Origin of the sequence: Desulforadius tongensis, from assembly GCF_016907915.1 — a bacterium.
GTDB lineage: Bacteria > Bacillota > Desulfotomaculia > Desulfotomaculales > Desulfohalotomaculaceae > Desulforadius > Desulforadius tongensis.
Genome location: NZ_JAFBCW010000031.1, coordinates 1 through 16370 on the forward strand (window position 1 = coordinate 1; position 16370 = coordinate 16370).

Below are 16370 nucleotides of genomic sequence, written 5' to 3' on the forward strand. Positions count from 1 at the left end.
CGGTACGGCAATCCTTGGTCAGTTCTCTTATGGTTTTGTCCTGCAAGTTTTGCATAAATGGTCATCTCCTTTATTTGTAATTATTACCATTTACATCTTTGAATTACCGGTAGACCGGCTTTTTTTTACCCCTGCTTAACCGGACAGGATTTTCTTTAATGGTAGTTCACTTTAGTTTTTGTAAATTATGGACTTCTACAGCTGTGGCTTTGGTGGCTACCGGCATAACATTATCTCAGCACAACCCTATAAAAAAAGCCGGGGTAACCTCCCGGCTTCGAACAGAAAGAAGATATGAGATTGTTACCAGCAATACCCGTATCCGCCGTTCCAGCAGGGCCAGCCATAATACCGGCCGTACTGCGGGACCTGAACAGGTGGGGTGCTGGGTACAGAATCATTTTGCTGAACTTGCTTGGTCAGCTGGTATTTAGCCATGTAATTTTGCATCCAAGACCGGTGCATTTCAAACGCATCTTTGGTATTCAAGTTGGGATTTAGCTGCATTACGCCCTGCATCCAAGCCTGCTCCATATTTAAGAGATCATCTTTGCTTAAACCGGTAACCTTAGTCCACCGGTCAACCATAGCTTGATCAAGCTGCCAGCAGGCCTGAATCATTTGCTGCACCTGCTCCGGTGTTACACCGGTCTGCACCGCTGCTGAAGTTTGGGCCGGTGCATACCGGCCGGCCTTGACGGTATCTGCATTGGCCACCCCCACAAAGGCAATCCCCAGCATTACAACCACTAAAGTCAATAACCCTTTCCTGCTTTTCATTTTTCACACATCCTTTCCAGAAATATTTTGCACCCGCAGTATATTCATTCGTAACCATTTTTTTCTTTACATGGGTTTTAAAAAATTTTTTAGACTTTTATAAGTCAGCACTCTCCTTGATTAGCCAGTTAGGTTTGAAGGGCAGATTAGTGCTGACTGACTAGTATAAAAGGCCAAATATTTATTTATATAATTATTTGCTTATTAAATAAATAGCCTTATTTCTTTGTCAATACTGCAAATAAAAAATAATGCCAACACCAGAAACAACCCACCCGTTAACAAATCGGGATGAATTGAAAGGATGTCGGCAATAACTGCTTCCTTCAACAAATGATTCTTTCTATGTTATATTATTAAGGGCAGACAATTAAATGCCTTGACCAGAGGCATTCGGCGCAGGATGGACTGTTGCCCCAACAATCACCTTCATTGTTATCCACATAAGAACAGCCGTCTAAGAACTTGCAATCGGTACAGGATGGAAAGCGAAAATTATTAACAGTGCGCCGAAAGTTAATGAAGGCGGGTTCAATCCATATTTGATCCAGAAGTTTTTTAGTCACGTTACCCAAGTAAAAAGGATATATTTCTTTAATTCGACCGTAAATATAACAATTGTATGAATGCATCAACGCATAGCAGGGCGCCACAAACCCCTTATGATTAACAACCAGCGCTTTGTCCTCTATAAATTTGCAGTACCGTTCGGTACGCAATTTCATATACGGCATCTGAGCCTGCATCATCAGCAGAGCCGAATCATTACCAAAAAGCACACCGGTATCGTCCATGTCATAAAGAATTTGGTCTTTCATTTCTTCATTATAAGGCAGCACGTTGGTAACAATCATACGGCGTGCGTTCAATTCCCGTACCAGCTTAGCCAGGCGGGGCAGCTTATGGAAATTATTCTTGGTGGCCACAAATTCAATGCCCAGTTCGGGATAACGCACACCCCTTTGGGCTTTTATTTCATTCAGCATTTTAAGATTGCTCAGCACCCCATGAAAATCCGCGCCCTGCCGAATATGACAGTATTCTTCCTCGTCCGGGCCGTCCAGGGAAACAAAAATCATATCCAGTTTGAGATCAATCAGCTTACTGATTATCTCTGCCGACAACAATGACCCGTTGGTAATGACCTCGGCCCGCAGCCCCCTGTTTTTTACTATTTCCAGCATGTCCAACAAGCGGGGGTGACTGAAGGGCTCGCCGAAACCACCAAAGTGAACACATTCCAGCTGCGGCAGCAGCTTCAAGCTTTCGGCAATACGTTTAAAAACACCCCACTCCATATGGGTCAATTCGTCACGCCAGGAATTTCTAATACAGGTGGTGCAGGCAAAATTGCACACCGTGGTGGCCTCAATATATATTTTCTTAACATCCACTACCCGGGGAATAATTTGAAAACCATCTTTAGTTTTAATGCATAATGCTTCTACAGCATTGTTATTACTATCAGTTTGACCAGTATCCAACGGCAGCATAATCCAACTGCCCGGCTTAATGGAAATAATCTGCCCCGCTTGAAAGCTGCTGCCTGCAATTACACACTTTTTTGACATAACCCACCTCCTGCTGTTAGATCATTGTCATTAATTAACCAGCTCTTTAGTTTTTATAACCACCTAATGTCGAAAATTAGGGAATACTATAATTATATCACCAATATTCAATCTCTTCAAAAAACAGCCCTATTTTTTTAACCCCAAAGCTTTTAATTTTCATCATATTCGTTTCGATCTTCGCAAGTACTGCGTTTTCGCTATACATGGTCAAATCCCCTTTAAAACCGGGTTTCATTAATGGTCTGTTTGGTAATACTTCCCTTGCTCAAAATCCTGTTAATTAGAATCTTTTTTATATTTTATATCCTACGGCAATATTGCAAACATGATAATATCGCGGGACGTTAGTGCGCTGCGTGTTGAAAGGCTATAACTTCTTTATTTGGGAATTTAGCGGATGACATTTATTGGTAGGTGTCCGATGAAGTGCAAGCAATTAGCTGATGAGTTCGTTGAAAAAGTTACAATAAATTAAAATACTATTGAAGTTTTCTTCAAGGCATCTGTGGATATAACTGGTGGAGGCGGGCCGTACCGGATGGAATCAACAGCCAATAAGAAAGCCCTCAAGGAACTTTATTCCTTCCAATAATATCTACTCGGCCCCTGCCACCCAACAAAAACACATAACCGAAGCGGGGGCCAATTTATTAACTAATTTTGATTTTGCATTAATCATCCGAGCTTATAATGGTATAAAGATTTAATATATTTTCTTAAGTACCGGGATTTTATTTTTAATGATATCCCAAACAATAACCACGTCTATTCCGAAATAGTCATGAATTAAAATATCTCTAAGGCCCGCTATCTTTTTCCATTCAATATCAGGCTTTTTCCTTTTGATATGGTCGGGAATTTTCTTGACCGCCTCACCGATAATTTCCAGATTCCTGACTACACCATCCTGGACCAGTTCATTTTGCAGGAAATCTTGAAATGACAGGTTGTTTGTGTAACGCTCAATTTTATTAACCGCGCCAATTATATCGCTAAGATATGCCTTATAGTCCCTGGGCATACCGCACACTCCCCGTAATGCTGGGGGCTTTAAATCGGGCTTAATAGCTTCAGCAATTACTAAGTCCACTTTACGGCCAAATAAATCCTCAAGATAAAATTTTAAATCCATGTAATTATCAAACGTTTTCTGGTCTTGATAAAATTCTACCACTATATCTATGTCACTTGTACTGGTTTGCTCTCCCCAGTCAAATGACCCAAACAGCCCTATTTTTTTACTCCAAAACGCTTAATTTTCATCATATTTGTTTCGATTTTCGCCAGTATTGGATTTTCATTATCCATTGTCAATCACCTTTCAAACTGGTTTTAAATGTTTTACTTGGCAATACTCCCATTGCTCAAAACCCTGTTAATATATGGCCCATGTTTAAGGGCTTTTTTGTATTTTATATCATACTTAGTTTATTGGCAATAAATTGAAACATAAGTCCAAAAGAGAAGATATAATTCAAATACGGGTGCAAAACATGTTTAATAAGCTTCCGCAATCTGGCGGAAGGGCGCGCGCGGTAGCGCGCGTAGGGCCGCGGGCGAAGCCGGCGGCCTGTCAGATGAGGCTGGAAGGTGCGCCCGACCCGATATATAGGCATTCATTTTGGGCGCACTTTCCAGCCGTTCCTTATGAAGACCCCAAAGTAGTGCCTGAAAGCCGGGACCCTATAGCTGGCAACACTCCGGGTCGGACCCGAAAGCCAAACCCCAAAGAGCGGCCCGGTGTGTGGCCGACATGCACATTACGCCTGCCGCCCGAATTTCGCCTGGGGAAGGTGTGGCTGGCATTGACCCGTAAGCATATCCCCAAAGGCCGATCACACTTTGCCCGGCAGTAGGGAGTTTGCCGATTCGTTCATCATAAGACCCGCGGTTACACCACCCGGGTAAGGTGCACTTCGGAGCGGGGCGATAGTTTTTCCGCTGTTTTTAGCCCCGCTCCGATGTGCGCTTTGCCGTAAGGGGGACCGGGTAAGCACCACCGCCCGGCCAGGTATACGACGGCCCGGGACGGGACCCGCAAAGCACGGCCCATAAGCGGCCCGGGACGTGGTGTGCCCGGGAAAATTGGTCCGGTGTGTATCGGTAGCCGACGCGGCAGCCTGGCGGTCTGCAGCTGCATTGGGGGCGCAACCGCGCCCGCCGTCAGCAAATGTAACCTCCAATAAGGGGCTGCAGTTGCCTATGCGCGCTGCGTGCTGCCGCCGGTGCCGGGGCCGGGCCTCGCGCGAGTAGACGCGCGGAGCTAAAACTTTGCATAGTGGTAAAGGCAACTGACTAAGATTAGCGCTGCGTGAACACTACCACCAGCCCGGCCACGGGGCAAGGCGGCGGTATAATTGAAGGAGCGGGATGGAGCGGGTTCTGCCGTGGCACGTTAAAAGCCCCCCGGCCCCCATGAATGGGGGCGGGGGGGTTGGGGGTTGAATGACCCGTGAACTGGCCAGTGTGCCGGCAAAGCCGGACCGGTGAGCTAAGACCCCAAAGCGGCTTTGACGGCACTCTGGCCGACATGCACGCAGATCCCGGAGCCCGGGCATGCAGGTATAATAAAGCCACACATGACCAGGTCCGACCCCAGAGAATTACCCAAAAGTTGGGCCTGGTGATGTGTGGCTTTATTATTTATACGTTATTTACACGTTAGGACAGGGGCAACTGTTTAGGAAATAAGAAAACGCTAGAACTTTAATATGGTGGCCTGAAAACCTGTTCGTGAGTGCCAACGTTTCTAAGCTGAACAAGATCGGGCGCTAAAAAGCGGATTTTTCCGCGCCGGATGCAGGCTTATCCCCATCACCTACACTATCCCGTAATATCGTTTGGCCTGGAAGCGTTGGCCCTGCACCCGCGTAGTTTGGTAAGACTGTTTGGACCAAATGCGCCCGCACATCTTCCAGCGGGAAATATTTACCCGGGCACGCGGTTGCCGCCCCCGGCACTTCCCGGTGGCCCAGCAACGTTCTGCGCCGGTATGTGATGCACCACCATCAACCGGCCAAGCAGCCCATACAAAGCATCCACCTGCTCCGGCCGGGGCGGGTGTTTTTCTAGGTTGCCGATTAGCGCGATGCCGATACCTTTGGTGTTCATGCCGCCCGCCCGGCAGTGGGCCCCGGGCGTCTCCAAAGATCTGCCCGGAACCACCAGGCCGTTGCGCTCGATCACAAAGTTGTAGCCGATGTCCCGCCAGCCCAGGCTTTTGTGGTAGCGCCTGATCTGGTCGGTATCCTTTTCCTCCGCGCCGGTGTGGTGGATAATCAGATACTGCCAGTTCAATGTTCGCCACCTTCAATCAACCGCCGCGCATCCTCATAATCCACGCCGCCCGGGCTGGTTAATATGTTCTGGGCAATAATAGTGTCCATCACCGCTTCCACCTCGCCCCCGGTAATATCCGGGCGGGGGTCAAGCACACTGATAATTACCAGGTAGCTGGCCTGGTTGCGGAACGCCATTTCTAAATAGGTCGCCATTTAATCACACTTCCCGTTCCGCCAACGTAAACACCGGCGTGCGCGAGCGAATCTCGAATTGGGGACATACTCCGGGCCCTATTCAATCGGGGACATTCATCCAACCCTAACTAATTGGAGACATTTCTCGACCCACATCCAATCGAGGACATTTCTGTCTCCATAGGAATATCAATTGTGGACATACCTCGACCGCATCCAATCGGGGGCATTCCTGTTCCCCATAAACTTACCCCCGCTTCAGCGGGTGTCTCCTGACTGATTCCCTTCAGCAGGTGTGCCCCTATTCCTCTATTCCGTCTCCAGCCGCAAATCGTCCTGCCGTGTAATCTCCACCAGCGGGTGCACCTGCAGCCCTGCAATGGCTGCGCCCACGGCATACACCGACTCATGGGTGGCTTCGGGCTTGACCCGGGTGTAGCGCCTGAGCCGGACGATTGGTTCTCCGGTGTCCGGGTCGGTGCCGGTCCGCACTTTTCTTTTACTACCAGGTCGCTGTCATATTTAACTGCGTTTACTGCCATCCGGTGCTCACCTCCACAAATAGAACAATAAAGGTGGGGTTATTTTCCCCCACCTTAGTCCCCGGACTTTTCAATCAAATGTGTGATATTAAGCCTCATAAAAGAACGTTAACAGTCCGGTCGATGATTTGCGCGCTGTCCTTACCCACCAGGTCGCCGCCGGTGGTGATAAAAATATTGCTGGCAATGATCTGGTCCATTGCCGCGGTTACTTCTGCTTCCGTCAGGTCATCCCTGGGGTTATCCAGCGAGATGGTCACCCGGCTGCCCGCCTGGGTTACAAAGCGCATCTGCAGGGTTTGCGTGGTAGCCATAGGCTATGACCTCCTTTCAGTGATCAGTATTAGTACTAATAACTTTACCGCCCGCCCTCATCCCGGTGGCTTTATTATAGGTCCGGGCGGGGAACACGATAACTAATTGACTGCCACCGTCGCTAATGCTGTAAAGGGCGCTTGCGTTCGGCCCGGCAATATGTGCGCCGAGCTTAAATCAATTTAAATTACCTCTTCCAGTCTGGCGGTGTCAATGCGTAGTAAACCCGCCAGGATATGTTCCTGTAGGTTGGCCAGGGTTTGAGCTACATCAAAGATGTTTTGATCCAAAACATCGGTTTTAACGTTGCTCAAGGCTCTTATTGCGAAAAACCGGATTGCCATTGACGTCCACCCCGGTCTGGAACTGCAGCCGCAAAGTAGTACCAACGGGTACATTTTCAACTGCCATTATTTTTCATCCTTTCTCCGATGGTATGGTACTTTCCCACACCGGTTTTTATTTGCAATTGGCAGCGGGAGTGGCCGGACCCCCACCGCCAAAATACAAAAAGGCCGGATTTTCCGGCCAATTTTAAACTAACACAACTTGATTACAGTAATCAACTATATTCCTTAGATAATCCTTAAATTTTAGCTATTATAAGGAAACATTCAATTAACCTAATTGCACTGCCATAAATTACAGGCTTTTATTCAACAATGCAAATGCTACCTAATTGTTTTTAAATTAAACCTTTGTGCAATAAAGTTCTTTGTCACAGGGAATGTAACAGCGCGCGGTTTTTTCATTATGCTTTCATAACCATTAACTCTTTCCCGTTCTGATAATCGCAGCGAATTCAGCAGGCAGACCGGCCTTTTCTACGGCCCGGGCCGCGGATTCATGATCGTATGGGACTTTAATAAAATCCACCTGGATATCATTGCCCATTTCAATCAGCGCATAAACCGCACGCGGGTCGCCATGTTTAGGCTTGCCAGCGCTACCGGCGTTAATTATGTGCCAGCCTTCTACCACCCGGTGGTAAGGCAAGTGGGTATGGCCGCACACCAGCACATCGGCGTTTGCTTCCTGCAGCATGGGTATTAAATCGGCGGCGGGCACGTCCTCGTAAAGGTACTCGTTTAATTTACGGGGGCTGCCGTGTACGAACAATACTCTGCGCCCGTCGATTTCTTTTACAATCTTGTCCGGCAGGCTGAGCAGAAATTCCTTATTTGCTTCACCGGTATTGCCCATTGTCCAGGAAATCGATTTAACCCCTGCTTCCATTGCTTTTTCGTCTTGATAGTCACACCCACAGACCATCCGCCGGTTGCCGATGGCGTCGTCATAATTACCCATTACGGTAAGAATGCCGCTCTTCCGGATGGTCTGCACCACCGCATCGGGATAAGCCCCGTACCCCACCAGGTCGCCCAGACAGATCACCAGGTCCGGCTCGCGGCTTGGTATGTCTGCCAAAACCGCGTCCAGGGCATGTTTGTTGCCGTGGATATCGGAAAATACTGCAATGCGCATATTTTTTATACCCCCTACCGCCGGCCCGCATGGCCAGCCTTATTTTATTTTGCCTTGAGGCAGGAGTGCTTTTCTTTTTCTATACGTAGACAAGCGCCGTATTCACGGTGAGTCTGCCGGTTTTCCAGGTTATCACGTAGTTGATCAAATAAGTCATTATGATAGGCCAACCGCTCGGTAAAAACCTTTTTATCCAGGGAATAAAATACCCAGCGGCCATCTTTGTCATCACGCACTAGGCCGCTTTTCTTTAAAATCCTCAGGTGGTGGGAAACAGCCGGCTGAGACATACCCAAGTTATCCATGATTTCGCAGACACACAAATCCCGCCGGGATAACATCATGATAATTTTTAGCCTTGTTTCATCAGCTAAAATTTTTAAAAAATTCAGCACTTCCTTCATTTATTTTCCCCCATCAGATATAGCCGGGAGCAAAGGCTGCATCCCGCTGATTACTTGTTTCTACCTGGCCGGCTGTACCTCATGATCGAAATATTTGCGTTTAAACGAAAGGGCCACATTGACCAACCAGATCATCACCGGCACTTCAATCAGCGGACCGATTACCGCGGCAAAAGCCTGCCCGGAATTAATGCCGAACACCGCCACCGCCACTGCGATGGCCAGCTCAAAGTTATTGCTGGCGGCGGTAAAGGAAAGGGTTGTGGCCTGCTCGTAGTTGACACCCATTTTTTTACTCATCAAGAATGAAAACAGAAACATGATTAAAAAATACAACACCAGCGGTATGGCAATCTTGACCACATCCATCGGCAGGGCTACGATATAATTGCCCTTTAGAGAGAACATTACCAGGATGGTAAACAATAAAGCAATCAATGTTAATGGACCGATTTTGGGCATAAACTGTTTGTCATACCACTGTTTACCCTTTACCGGCATTAAGGTAAACCGGGTAATAATACCCGCTATAAAAGGTATGCCGAGGTAAATGAACACGCTCTTTGCCACTTCCGCCATCGAAATGTTTACTTCCAGAGACTCCAGTCCAAACCACCGGGGCATCAAAGTTATGAACAGGTAAGCGTAGACCGTAAAGAACAGCACCTGGAAGATGGAGTTTAGCGCCACCAAAGCGGCAGCGTATTCGGAATCACCTTTAGCCAGCCCGTTCCACACTATGACCATTGCAATGCAGCGGGCCAGACCGATCAGAATCAATCCCACCATGTATTCCGGGTAATCCCGCAGGAAAATGATAGCTAGAAAGAACATTAACAGCGGGCCGATAATCCAGTTTTGCACCAGGCTGAGACCCATGACCCTGACGTTGGTAAACACTTTGCCGATTTCCTCATACTTTACCCTGGCCAGGGGCGGGTACATCATGATAATCAGGCCGATGGCAATGGGAATATTGGTGGTGCCCACCTGGAACTGTCCCCAAAAATCAGCTATTTGCGGGTATATATAACCGCCCGCCACCCCCACCGCCATTGCCAGGAAAATCCAGAGGGTTAAATACCGGTCCAGAAAATTGAGTTTGCCTGTTATTGAATCGGACATATCATTTAAACCTCCTGAAAACTATTTTTCATATAAAAATCCTTTTATGTTTTAGGCCAAAAAAATAGTTGCTGATTTAGCAGTTGCGTTATTATTGCTTCGCCCTTTTTCCTCATTCAATTTGTTTTACGTATTCCCTGTATAAAGCCTCGGCATATTTTTCCCTGGCGGAACCGGGAATATAATTGCCGGCGGCGGCTCTCTTTAGCAGTTCGTTTTTAGCCTCTTCTTCAGCAAGCGGCTCCATTGTGCGCACCTCGGCCATAATCAGGTCTAACCCCAATATACCCACCGTGCCGGTATCTAATTTAATCTTATATACTCTCGGCGCGCCGGAGTCACAGCATTTAGCCAACCTTAATTGTACCTCCTCTCCATTAAAATATAAAAGTTCATTTATATATTTAAGAAAAAAATAATGCATAATAACTTGCTTATATAATAATTATCATTACCTTGCATGTCAATAACTTTATTGTTAAATATCTGTTAGCTCTTATAATTTTTAAGGGCAGGCAATCAACTGCCTGGACCAGAGACATTCGGCGCAGGACGACTGTTGCCACAACAATCACCGTCATTGTTATCCACATAAGAGCAACCGTCTAGGAACTTGCAATCGGTACAGGATGGGAAATGAAAATTATTAACAGCCCGCCGAAAATTAATGTAAGTGGGTTCGGTCTATATTTAACATCACCAGGCTCTCAAGAGGGTCCGCTTCTTCGGTGGTTCTAGCACAAGTGCTACGGATAAATTCGGTTATTTTGTATTGGTTAATACAGCCTTCCTAAATGCCCTGCCCATAAGGACACATATAATGCCTAACAAGCTTAAAAGGCCGCCGGAACAGTGCCGTGGCCTTTTCATACGTTGGGGACATTCCTCCGCAGGAGGTGTGTCCCCTTACCGCTGAGGGTGTGTCCCCTTACTGCATGCCGTGTGAAAGATAATTGAGTTGAGCGTTCCGGATTAGTGCTGGCCGTCACAGGCTGCCATCGAGTTATAGGCGCCTTTAGCCCGAGAACGTGGAATAGCTTTATCAGCCAGTTTTTCGAGACCGTCAACTATTTTGTTCAGAATACCGGCGGGAAAGCCCAGCAGGCACTCCACCTCGGGAATATCGATGGCATCCCGGCAGCCATAGCAGCCCAGGTTGGCATTGAGCTTACCGGTTTGGTACGGCACCAGAGTGGCATCAATGCAGGTGGCCTGGAACACGCCGGTCTGGAAGCCGTGTCTACCGCCTGCTTCAAATATATCGGCCAGAGCCACCCACATCAGCTTTTACGGTTTCCCTTCCAGCACCACCACATCGGGAATAAAATCCGCCTGAGCCAGCGGTGCCACCAGTACGCCGGCACATTCACCGGGTTTCATGCGGGGCATCAGGCCGATAGTTTTGGCTGCCGCCGCAGGGTTGCCGAAAAGGCCCATGCCGGTCATCATTTGGCCGTTTTGCAGTTTTTCCGGCAGCGGTTTGAAACCAAACGCCGAAGCAGATACGGTCACTGATTTCATTAACGCACATCTCTTTGGTTGACAACATCTTTAATATTTGTAATCGGGTTTTATCCCCCAAGGCTTTGTAAAACTCGGCTATCTTATCCATTGGTGTGCCTTACCTAGATTCCATTGCACATAAAGTTATCCCCCGCTTTACATTTCCTCCTGGATCATTTTTTTCACGGCGTCTTTTTTAGGCACTTTGCCTGTGGATTTTATCTTACCGTTGATGATCAGCCCCGGCGTCATCATTACCCCGGCCTCCACAATTTTGCCCGGGTCTTCCACTTTATCCACCCGCGCGTCAACCTTTAGTTCTGCAACCGCATCCATCACTACGTTTTCCAGCGCTTTGCAGTTCTTACAGCCAGGTCCCAAAACTTTAATTTCCATGCGAACACCTCATTTCAAAATTATTTGTTAATCGTTTTTCATATTTTGCATTCGTATTAAAAAATATAACCAATGGTAACAAATTCGTAACTTTTAACGGTTATAATGACACCACTAGCCCGTGATGCTACCAAACGCCATACCCGTAACTGTGGCCAGCACCACCACAATCAGCACATATACGATGGTCCTTTTGGTACCCATGACGTTGCGGACTACCAGCATGTTGGGCAGGCTGAGCGACGGGCCGGCCAGGAGCAGCGCCAAGGCCGGGCCTTTACCCATACCCATATCCAAAAGCGCCTTGACGATGGGCACCTCGGTTAGAGTAGAGAAGTACATCAGCGCGCCGAACACCGAGGCCAGCAGGTTGGCACTCAGCGAGTTGCCGCCCACAGAAGTTTCAATCCAGTGCTGGGGAATTACGGCTTTGAGCACACCGGCTACAAACACACCCACCAGCAGAACGGGAAAGATCAGCTTGACGAATCTCCAGGTCTCCACCAGCCACTCCTTAACCTCATCGCCGTCGTACCACTGGGTGAGCACCACGGCCAGAAAACTCAACAGCGCAAAGATGATGGCAATCTTGCTCCAAAAAGGAATGGCCGCCGTGCCAAACAGCAGAATAGCTACCAGGGTGCCGAAGAAAGCCAGCAGGTGGCCCACCGGCTTGCCTTCTTCACCGGCAAACATACCGTCGTCATCATTGTTTGCAGCTTCTTCTTTTCTAAAGATAAAGGCCATCAAAAGGCCGATTACAATGGAAAACACCACTGCACCTATGGCCCGGGCCAGACCCAGCTCCCAGCCCATTTTCCGGGCGGTCAGTGTTATGGCCAGGATATTGATGGCCGGGCCGGAAAAAAGAAAGGTGACCGCCGGACCGAGCCCCGCGCCCTTCTTGTAGATACCCGCAAACAGGGGCAGTACGGTGCAGGAACACACAGCTAGGATAGCGCCGGAAACCGAAGCCACACCGTAAGCCAGGTGCTTAGGAGCCCGGGGACCGAAATATTTTAACACCGCCCCGGTGGACACCACCGCCGCAATTCCGCCGGCAATGAAGAAGGCCGGCACCAGACAGGTAAGCACGTGCGCCGACAGGTATTCCAAAAGTTCGTTAATACCGCTTTGTAATACCGCCATAAAGGTCATACTGTTCATCTCCTCAAAAGCTCTAATGGATTTTGTAGTTTGCTGATTAATTAACCGGCAACTAATTTGTTGTGCCGGGATACAAATTAATCTGTAGTTCGTTAAACCATATTAATCCCTCCTTTACCCTGGCCAAAGGCTATTAAAGCTTTGTTCTGCCAAGGTTTAAGGTTATTTAATTACTTATATAATAATATCTTTATGTATTAATATACTCGTTCCCTTATTCTCTGTCAATGTATTTGGAGCAAATTTTGGTTATATATTGGCAGGGTGAAATTTTAAAAAGAAAAAAAGCGGGGTCAGCCAAGCTAAAACCCTCGCTCTATTGCGGAAAGGGGACACACCTTGTGCTTATTGGTCAAAACTTTGGAGTCAAGGAATGTCCCCAATTATGCAATTAAATTAGCACCGAAGTGCAACTTGTACAGCTGATTTAACAAACCAGCTAACTGATACCCAATGAAGCACGAATTTTAGTACAGATTTTATTGACATCCTCTGCGGCCAGGTTTAAATTGCGGTTTTTGTCGATACCCTCCTCGGTCACCACCACATAGTCGGTGATGGTCACTCCGGCATGTTCCAGGGTCTTTTTGGCGCACTGCACGGGGCAGCCGTCAATGGCCACTATTCTTTTAGCCCCTTTGGCCGATTCCACAAAACTTCCCACGTGCGCGCCGATGCCGGCCAGACAAAACATTTTGCCTACTACTGCTTTGGTTAATTCCACGCCCGCCTGGTTGGCAATTTGCCCCACGTTGGACGCTCCCGAACAGGGGAAAATAAGTATTTCGGAAGCATCACGACCACAACTACAGCTACAAGTGCAACTTTCAGCCATTTCAAATCTCCTCCCTTACATTTCTTCCTTGATATAACGAATAATATCCTTGTGTTTGGGTACCCGTCCGAACACCTTCACCTTACCGTTAATCACCAGTCCGGGTGTCATTAGCACGTTGTAGCCGGTGATTTTGTCCATATCCTCTACTTTTTCCACCGCAGCGTCTAAGCCGATTTCATCCACTGCCTTATGCACCGCCTTTTCAAGCTCCTTACATTTTTTGCAGCCCGGACCCAGTACTTTAATGTCCACCAGTTTACGCCTCCTTTTAATGTAGTATTTTATCCCATAAAAACCACAGGCCCAGCAGCAGCAATATCCCGCCGCTGATCCTCTGCAAAATAGCGCTCCAAACTTGCAGCCGGTCTACTTTTTTAACCAGTCCCGTAAAAGTGCCGACAACCAGCAGGGGCAAGCTGCGCCCCAAAGCATAGACAAATAACAGTATAAACCCGTAAAACGCGCTGCCCTTACCGGCTGCATAGGCCAAAACACCGGCTGTGACCGGCGTGGTGCAGGGCGAAGCGGCAAAGGCAAAGGGGATGCCCAGTAAAAACGCCCCTAAAAAGCCTCTGGTCCCTGTGGCCTTCAGGTTAAGTCCGGGTAAATCAGGCAGCTTAAATAAACCCAACAGGTTAAAACCCATGAGCAGCAGAACCAAGGACAGTACATACCATAAAACATCACTTTCCAAAAATAAGCTGCCGGCCAGGGCGGCTGCCGCGCCCATAGCGGCCAGGGTGAGGGATAAACCCAACACAAAGGCCAGCGCCAGGACAAACCCGCGCAGCTTTGATTTTTCAGCATAACCGCCCACATAGCCCACCACAAAAACCGCTGTGGGCAGCGTACAGGGACTGAGCCCGCTGGCTAGTCCTCCGGCAAAAACCAGTATGCCGGCCAAAGGAATAATGGAGTCGGCGGGCAAGTTAATCATGAATCGCTCACCAGACCTTGCAGCTGTTTATCCAACTCGGCAGGGTCCAGCTCACCCACAATGGGTGGAACAGCTTTACCATCCTTACCTATCAGAACCACCGCGGGGATAGAGGCAATCGCGTATTTTTGGGCCAGTTTCATTAACGCCTCGCGCTCGGTTTCTTGGTAAAAGGCAATGTCAATCCAGACAAAATTGATATAATTTTTATATTTGCGTTCTAATGTTTGGACAGCCTGTTTGTGCTGATCAAAAAACTCCCTGGTGGAAGGGCAGCAATCAGCATCATATGTAAAAACCAGCACCGCCGGCTTTTTCCCATTTAAGACACCGGTCAGCAAACTGTCCAGAGTATCCCGGGCCGGTACCGGGTTTGCTGAAGATGAACTTGAAGCTGCCAGATCGCCATTTTGCTCACCGCTGACCAAAGGACGAGCCAAGGCGACGCCACCCACCAGTAAAACTACCAGCAGTAAAACAAGCACACTTCTTTTACCCATACCATTCCTCCAATCGAAAATATCCGCCAGTGTTAAGCCTCTCGTCGCCAATTTAAGACTCGCATTTTCCCTTCTTTACAAGCGGATACATCCGCATCGCTGTCCAGCTGCTTTAGCCTTAAATGTTCTTCTTTAAATTGCGGCAGGTCGGCCAGGTCGGCGTGGAAAAAGGTGATTAAATTATTAAAAGATTCATCAAGGTAATCGATTTGCAGACTGTAAAAGGTGCGTTGGGCGTCTTTTTTTTCAGTAACCAATCCTGCTTCCTTCATGGTCCGCAGATGCTGGGATATTCTCGGCTGGCTCATGTGCAGCACCGACTCCAGCTCACAGACGAACATGGGTCGAATAGATAATAGTTTTAGTATTTTTAACCTGGTGGGCTCGCCCAGAGCTTTAAAGATCTTCACATAATTATTTAAGTTCATCGTTAACCCCCCATTAATATTTATTTATATAATGATTTCTTTATTAAATGATAACTTTATACTTTATTGTTGTCAATATTATTTAATTCCCCTACATATTATATTGGCAAAATGCTTGGATTTTACTATAATTAAATAATAATTAACTTATATTGGGGAGAATCAAATGCCTGAAGACTGTGCGCGTTGTGGTATCGCCAAGCGGGAGAACGACCGGCTGCGCTGTATGAAGTACCATTACCTGATGATGCCCCAAACGCCGGAGGCTGAACGCAAGTGCAGTTATTTTACCCCGCTTGTGGAAGAGGACGGGGAACTACTTTCTCCCGAACAGCACCTGATGTTGAAGGAAGTGGAGATGCGGGCCAGGGGATTTAAGGGACCTATTTAGCGTAGCTGGTCCTAAAAAGTGTTGCTGTAGAACGGTTTATTTAGTTAAAACCTGGCAGGTAACAAAATATGTTTTAGTACATTGCGGGGGGTGTAATTATGAGGGGCTGTGCCAATTGCGGCCTGCGGGTCAACGATCTGTGCTATGTTACTGGACGCCTGATTAAGCCCGGGGACCATGAGCTGTTTAAATATTGCAGTTATTTTATCGAACCGGTAATTGAGGACGGCCGGAGCCTGGATCCCGCCCAGCTGGTGCTGCTGGCGGAAAACGAGATTCAAAGGCGCAAGTGAAGTGTGATTAAGTAGCACCCTTGTGGTACATAAAGGGAGGGATGGCCTTGGCCATATACCTTGACAACGCCGCCACTTCTTTCCCCAAACCGGAACCCGTGTACCGGGCCGTGGACAACTTCCTGCGCAACATCGGGGCCAGCTCTGGGCGGGGGGCCTACCGCAAGGCGCTGCAGGCCGAAAAAAAATAGCCTTTCAGACCCGCAAGTCCCTGGC

At 47.9% G+C, this 16370-nt stretch carries 25 protein-coding genes and 2 pseudogenes; 3 read left to right on the forward strand and 24 right to left on the reverse strand.

Annotated features, from left to right (window positions below):
• Positions 1 to 303: 303 nt before the first annotated feature.
• The 24 genes and pseudogenes from JOC37_RS11085 to JOC37_RS11195 form a co-directional block, all read right to left on the reverse strand.
• Positions 304 to 780 carry a hypothetical protein gene (locus JOC37_RS11085; RefSeq protein ID WP_204618939.1) on the reverse strand — a complete coding sequence of 159 codons (477 nt, stop codon included), beginning with the start codon at positions 778 to 780 and terminating at the stop codon, positions 304 to 306.
• A 356-nt stretch (positions 781 to 1136) separates the two neighbouring features.
• Positions 1137 to 2351, reverse strand: coding sequence for a tungsten cofactor oxidoreductase radical SAM maturase (locus JOC37_RS11090; RefSeq protein ID WP_204618942.1), 1215 nt, complete (start codon positions 2349 to 2351; stop codon positions 1137 to 1139).
• Between the two features lie 706 nt (positions 2352 to 3057).
• Positions 3058 to 3375 carry a HepT-like ribonuclease domain-containing protein gene (locus JOC37_RS13335; RefSeq protein ID WP_238480889.1) on the reverse strand — a complete coding sequence of 106 codons (318 nt, stop codon included), beginning with the start codon at positions 3373 to 3375 and terminating at the stop codon, positions 3058 to 3060.
• A gap of 87 nt (positions 3376 to 3462) precedes the next feature.
• Positions 3463 to 3588: pseudogene (locus JOC37_RS13340) on the reverse strand (nucleotidyltransferase family protein); the annotation flags it as partial.
• A gap of 657 nt (positions 3589 to 4245) precedes the next feature.
• Positions 4246 to 4524 (reverse strand): hypothetical protein, encoded by a 279-nt coding sequence (locus JOC37_RS11100; RefSeq protein ID WP_204618945.1) that lies wholly within the window; start codon positions 4522 to 4524, stop codon positions 4246 to 4248.
• A gap of 758 nt (positions 4525 to 5282) precedes the next feature.
• Complete coding sequence (locus JOC37_RS11105; protein WP_238480890.1) at positions 5283 to 5651, reverse strand: N-acetylmuramoyl-L-alanine amidase; 369 nt, start codon at positions 5649 to 5651, stop codon at positions 5283 to 5285.
• The gene (locus JOC37_RS11110) at positions 5648 to 5848 is read right to left on the reverse strand and encodes a DUF2922 domain-containing protein (protein ID WP_204618948.1); all 201 of its coding nucleotides are present in this window, start codon (positions 5846 to 5848) and stop codon (positions 5648 to 5650) included. The genes JOC37_RS11105 and JOC37_RS11110 overlap by 4 nt, the downstream gene beginning before the upstream one ends.
• Positions 5849 to 6139: 291 nt before the next feature.
• Positions 6140 to 6322, reverse strand: a complete 183-nt coding sequence (locus JOC37_RS13735; RefSeq protein ID WP_204618951.1) for a DUF1659 domain-containing protein — start codon at positions 6320 to 6322, stop codon at positions 6140 to 6142.
• A 145-nt stretch (positions 6323 to 6467) separates the two neighbouring features.
• Positions 6468 to 6686, reverse strand: coding sequence for a DUF2922 domain-containing protein (locus tag JOC37_RS11120; protein WP_204618954.1), 219 nt, complete (start codon positions 6684 to 6686; stop codon positions 6468 to 6470).
• A gap of 183 nt (positions 6687 to 6869) precedes the next feature.
• Positions 6870 to 7031 (reverse strand): DUF1659 domain-containing protein, encoded by a 162-nt coding sequence (locus JOC37_RS11125; RefSeq protein ID WP_238480891.1) that lies wholly within the window; start codon positions 7029 to 7031, stop codon positions 6870 to 6872.
• Positions 6988 to 7098, reverse strand: a complete 111-nt coding sequence (locus JOC37_RS13345; RefSeq protein ID WP_238480892.1) for a DUF1659 domain-containing protein — start codon at positions 7096 to 7098, stop codon at positions 6988 to 6990. Before JOC37_RS13345 ends, JOC37_RS11125 begins: the two co-directional genes overlap by 44 nt.
• 357 nt (positions 7099 to 7455) lie before the next feature.
• On the reverse strand, positions 7456 to 8172 hold the full coding sequence (locus JOC37_RS11130; protein ID WP_204618957.1) for a metallophosphoesterase family protein: 717 nt from the start codon (positions 8170 to 8172) through the stop codon (positions 7456 to 7458).
• A gap of 44 nt (positions 8173 to 8216) precedes the next feature.
• Positions 8217 to 8576, reverse strand: coding sequence for an ArsR/SmtB family transcription factor (locus tag JOC37_RS11135; RefSeq protein ID WP_204618960.1), 360 nt, complete (start codon positions 8574 to 8576; stop codon positions 8217 to 8219).
• Positions 8577 to 8636: 60 nt separating this feature from the next.
• Positions 8637 to 9701 (reverse strand): ACR3 family arsenite efflux transporter, encoded by a 1065-nt coding sequence (gene arsB / locus JOC37_RS11140; RefSeq protein ID WP_204618963.1) that lies wholly within the window; start codon positions 9699 to 9701, stop codon positions 8637 to 8639.
• 112 nt (positions 9702 to 9813) lie between these two features.
• The gene (locus tag JOC37_RS11145; protein ID WP_204618966.1) at positions 9814 to 10056 is read right to left on the reverse strand and encodes a hypothetical protein; all 243 of its coding nucleotides are present in this window, start codon (positions 10054 to 10056) and stop codon (positions 9814 to 9816) included.
• A gap of 617 nt (positions 10057 to 10673) precedes the next feature.
• Positions 10674 to 11150, reverse strand: a pseudogene (locus JOC37_RS11150) (DUF169 domain-containing protein).
• Complete coding sequence (locus tag JOC37_RS13740; protein ID WP_420797299.1) at positions 11068 to 11313, reverse strand: ArsR family transcriptional regulator; 246 nt, start codon at positions 11311 to 11313, stop codon at positions 11068 to 11070. Before JOC37_RS13740 ends, JOC37_RS11150 begins: the two are co-directional and overlap by 83 nt.
• A 47-nt stretch (positions 11314 to 11360) precedes the next feature.
• A complete protein-coding gene (locus JOC37_RS11165; protein WP_092485066.1) occupies positions 11361 to 11600 on the reverse strand; it encodes a thioredoxin family protein in 240 nt (79 codons plus the stop codon).
• Between the two features lie 114 nt (positions 11601 to 11714).
• The gene (locus JOC37_RS11170) at positions 11715 to 12758 is read right to left on the reverse strand and encodes a permease (protein ID WP_204618971.1); all 1044 of its coding nucleotides are present in this window, start codon (positions 12756 to 12758) and stop codon (positions 11715 to 11717) included.
• 448 nt (positions 12759 to 13206) lie between these two features.
• Positions 13207 to 13602, reverse strand: coding sequence for a putative zinc-binding protein (locus JOC37_RS11175; RefSeq protein WP_204618972.1), 396 nt, complete (start codon positions 13600 to 13602; stop codon positions 13207 to 13209).
• Between the two features lie 15 nt (positions 13603 to 13617).
• The gene (locus JOC37_RS11180; protein ID WP_204618973.1) at positions 13618 to 13857 is read right to left on the reverse strand and encodes an MTH895/ArsE family thioredoxin-like protein; all 240 of its coding nucleotides are present in this window, start codon (positions 13855 to 13857) and stop codon (positions 13618 to 13620) included.
• Between the two features lie 16 nt (positions 13858 to 13873).
• Positions 13874 to 14542, reverse strand: a complete 669-nt coding sequence (locus JOC37_RS11185) for a cytochrome c biogenesis CcdA family protein (protein ID WP_204618974.1) — start codon at positions 14540 to 14542, stop codon at positions 13874 to 13876.
• Entirely contained in the window at positions 14539 to 15042 is a 504-nt protein-coding gene (locus tag JOC37_RS11190; RefSeq protein ID WP_204618975.1) for a thioredoxin family protein, read from the reverse strand. The genes JOC37_RS11185 and JOC37_RS11190 overlap by 4 nt, the downstream gene beginning before the upstream one ends.
• Positions 15043 to 15074: 32 nt before the next feature.
• Positions 15075 to 15470 carry an ArsR/SmtB family transcription factor gene (locus tag JOC37_RS11195; protein ID WP_204618976.1) on the reverse strand — a complete coding sequence of 132 codons (396 nt, stop codon included), beginning with the start codon at positions 15468 to 15470 and terminating at the stop codon, positions 15075 to 15077.
• A 166-nt stretch (positions 15471 to 15636) separates the two neighbouring features.
• Here JOC37_RS11195 and JOC37_RS11200 point away from each other — a divergent pair, with 166 nt between their 5' ends.
• The 3 genes from JOC37_RS11200 (at position 15637) to JOC37_RS11210 (ending at position 16345) form a co-directional block, all read left to right on the forward strand.
• Entirely contained in the window at positions 15637 to 15861 is a 225-nt protein-coding gene (locus tag JOC37_RS11200; protein WP_204618978.1) for a hypothetical protein, read from the forward strand.
• Between the two features lie 98 nt (positions 15862 to 15959).
• The gene (locus tag JOC37_RS11205) at positions 15960 to 16154 is read left to right on the forward strand and encodes a hypothetical protein (protein WP_066633234.1); all 195 of its coding nucleotides are present in this window, start codon (positions 15960 to 15962) and stop codon (positions 16152 to 16154) included.
• A 47-nt stretch (positions 16155 to 16201) separates the two neighbouring features.
• Entirely contained in the window at positions 16202 to 16345 is a 144-nt protein-coding gene (locus JOC37_RS11210) for a hypothetical protein (protein WP_204619046.1), read from the forward strand.
• Positions 16346 to 16370 lie beyond the last annotated feature (25 nt).

Bases quoted from the DNA above. Each gene is read 5' to 3' on its own strand.
- JOC37_RS11110 (WP_204618948.1), bottom strand. From the start codon at position 5,848: ATGGCGACCTATTTAGAAATGGCGTTCCGCAACCAGGCCAGCTACCTG.
- JOC37_RS11195 (WP_204618976.1), bottom strand. From the start codon at position 15,470: ATGAACTTAAATAATTATGTGAAGATCTTTAAAGCTCTGGGCGAGCCC.
- JOC37_RS11125 (WP_238480891.1), bottom strand. From the start codon at position 7,031: ATGGCAATCCGGTTTTTCGCAATAAGAGCCTTGAGCAACGTTAAAACC.
- JOC37_RS11130 (WP_204618957.1), bottom strand. From the start codon at position 8,172: ATGCGCATTGCAGTATTTTCCGATATCCACGGCAACAAACATGCCCTG.
- JOC37_RS11200 (WP_204618978.1), top strand. From the start codon at position 15,637: ATGCCTGAAGACTGTGCGCGTTGTGGTATCGCCAAGCGGGAGAACGAC.
- JOC37_RS11090 (WP_204618942.1), bottom strand. From the start codon at position 2,351: ATGTCAAAAAAGTGTGTAATTGCAGGCAGCAGCTTTCAAGCGGGGCAG.
- JOC37_RS13345 (WP_238480892.1), bottom strand. From the start codon at position 7,098: ATGGCAGTTGAAAATGTACCCGTTGGTACTACTTTGCGGCTGCAGTTC.
- JOC37_RS11085 (WP_204618939.1), bottom strand. From the start codon at position 780: ATGAAAAGCAGGAAAGGGTTATTGACTTTAGTGGTTGTAATGCTGGGG.
- JOC37_RS11120 (WP_204618954.1), bottom strand. From the start codon at position 6,686: ATGGCTACCACGCAAACCCTGCAGATGCGCTTTGTAACCCAGGCGGGC.
- JOC37_RS11185 (WP_204618974.1), bottom strand. From the start codon at position 14,542: ATGATTAACTTGCCCGCCGACTCCATTATTCCTTTGGCCGGCATACTG.
- JOC37_RS13740 (WP_420797299.1), bottom strand. From the start codon at position 11,313: ATGGATAAGATAGCCGAGTTTTACAAAGCCTTGGGGGATAAAACCCGA.
- JOC37_RS13335 (WP_238480889.1), bottom strand. From the start codon at position 3,375: ATGCCCAGGGACTATAAGGCATATCTTAGCGATATAATTGGCGCGGTT.
- arsB (WP_204618963.1), bottom strand. From the start codon at position 9,701: ATGTCCGATTCAATAACAGGCAAACTCAATTTTCTGGACCGGTATTTA.
- JOC37_RS11135 (WP_204618960.1), bottom strand. From the start codon at position 8,576: ATGAAGGAAGTGCTGAATTTTTTAAAAATTTTAGCTGATGAAACAAGG.
- JOC37_RS11205 (WP_066633234.1), top strand. From the start codon at position 15,960: ATGAGGGGCTGTGCCAATTGCGGCCTGCGGGTCAACGATCTGTGCTAT.
- JOC37_RS11175 (WP_204618972.1), bottom strand. From the start codon at position 13,602: ATGGCTGAAAGTTGCACTTGTAGCTGTAGTTGTGGTCGTGATGCTTCC.
- JOC37_RS11165 (WP_092485066.1), bottom strand. From the start codon at position 11,600: ATGGAAATTAAAGTTTTGGGACCTGGCTGTAAGAACTGCAAAGCGCTG.
- JOC37_RS11170 (WP_204618971.1), bottom strand. From the start codon at position 12,758: ATGACCTTTATGGCGGTATTACAAAGCGGTATTAACGAACTTTTGGAA.
- JOC37_RS11190 (WP_204618975.1), bottom strand. From the start codon at position 15,042: ATGGGTAAAAGAAGTGTGCTTGTTTTACTGCTGGTAGTTTTACTGGTG.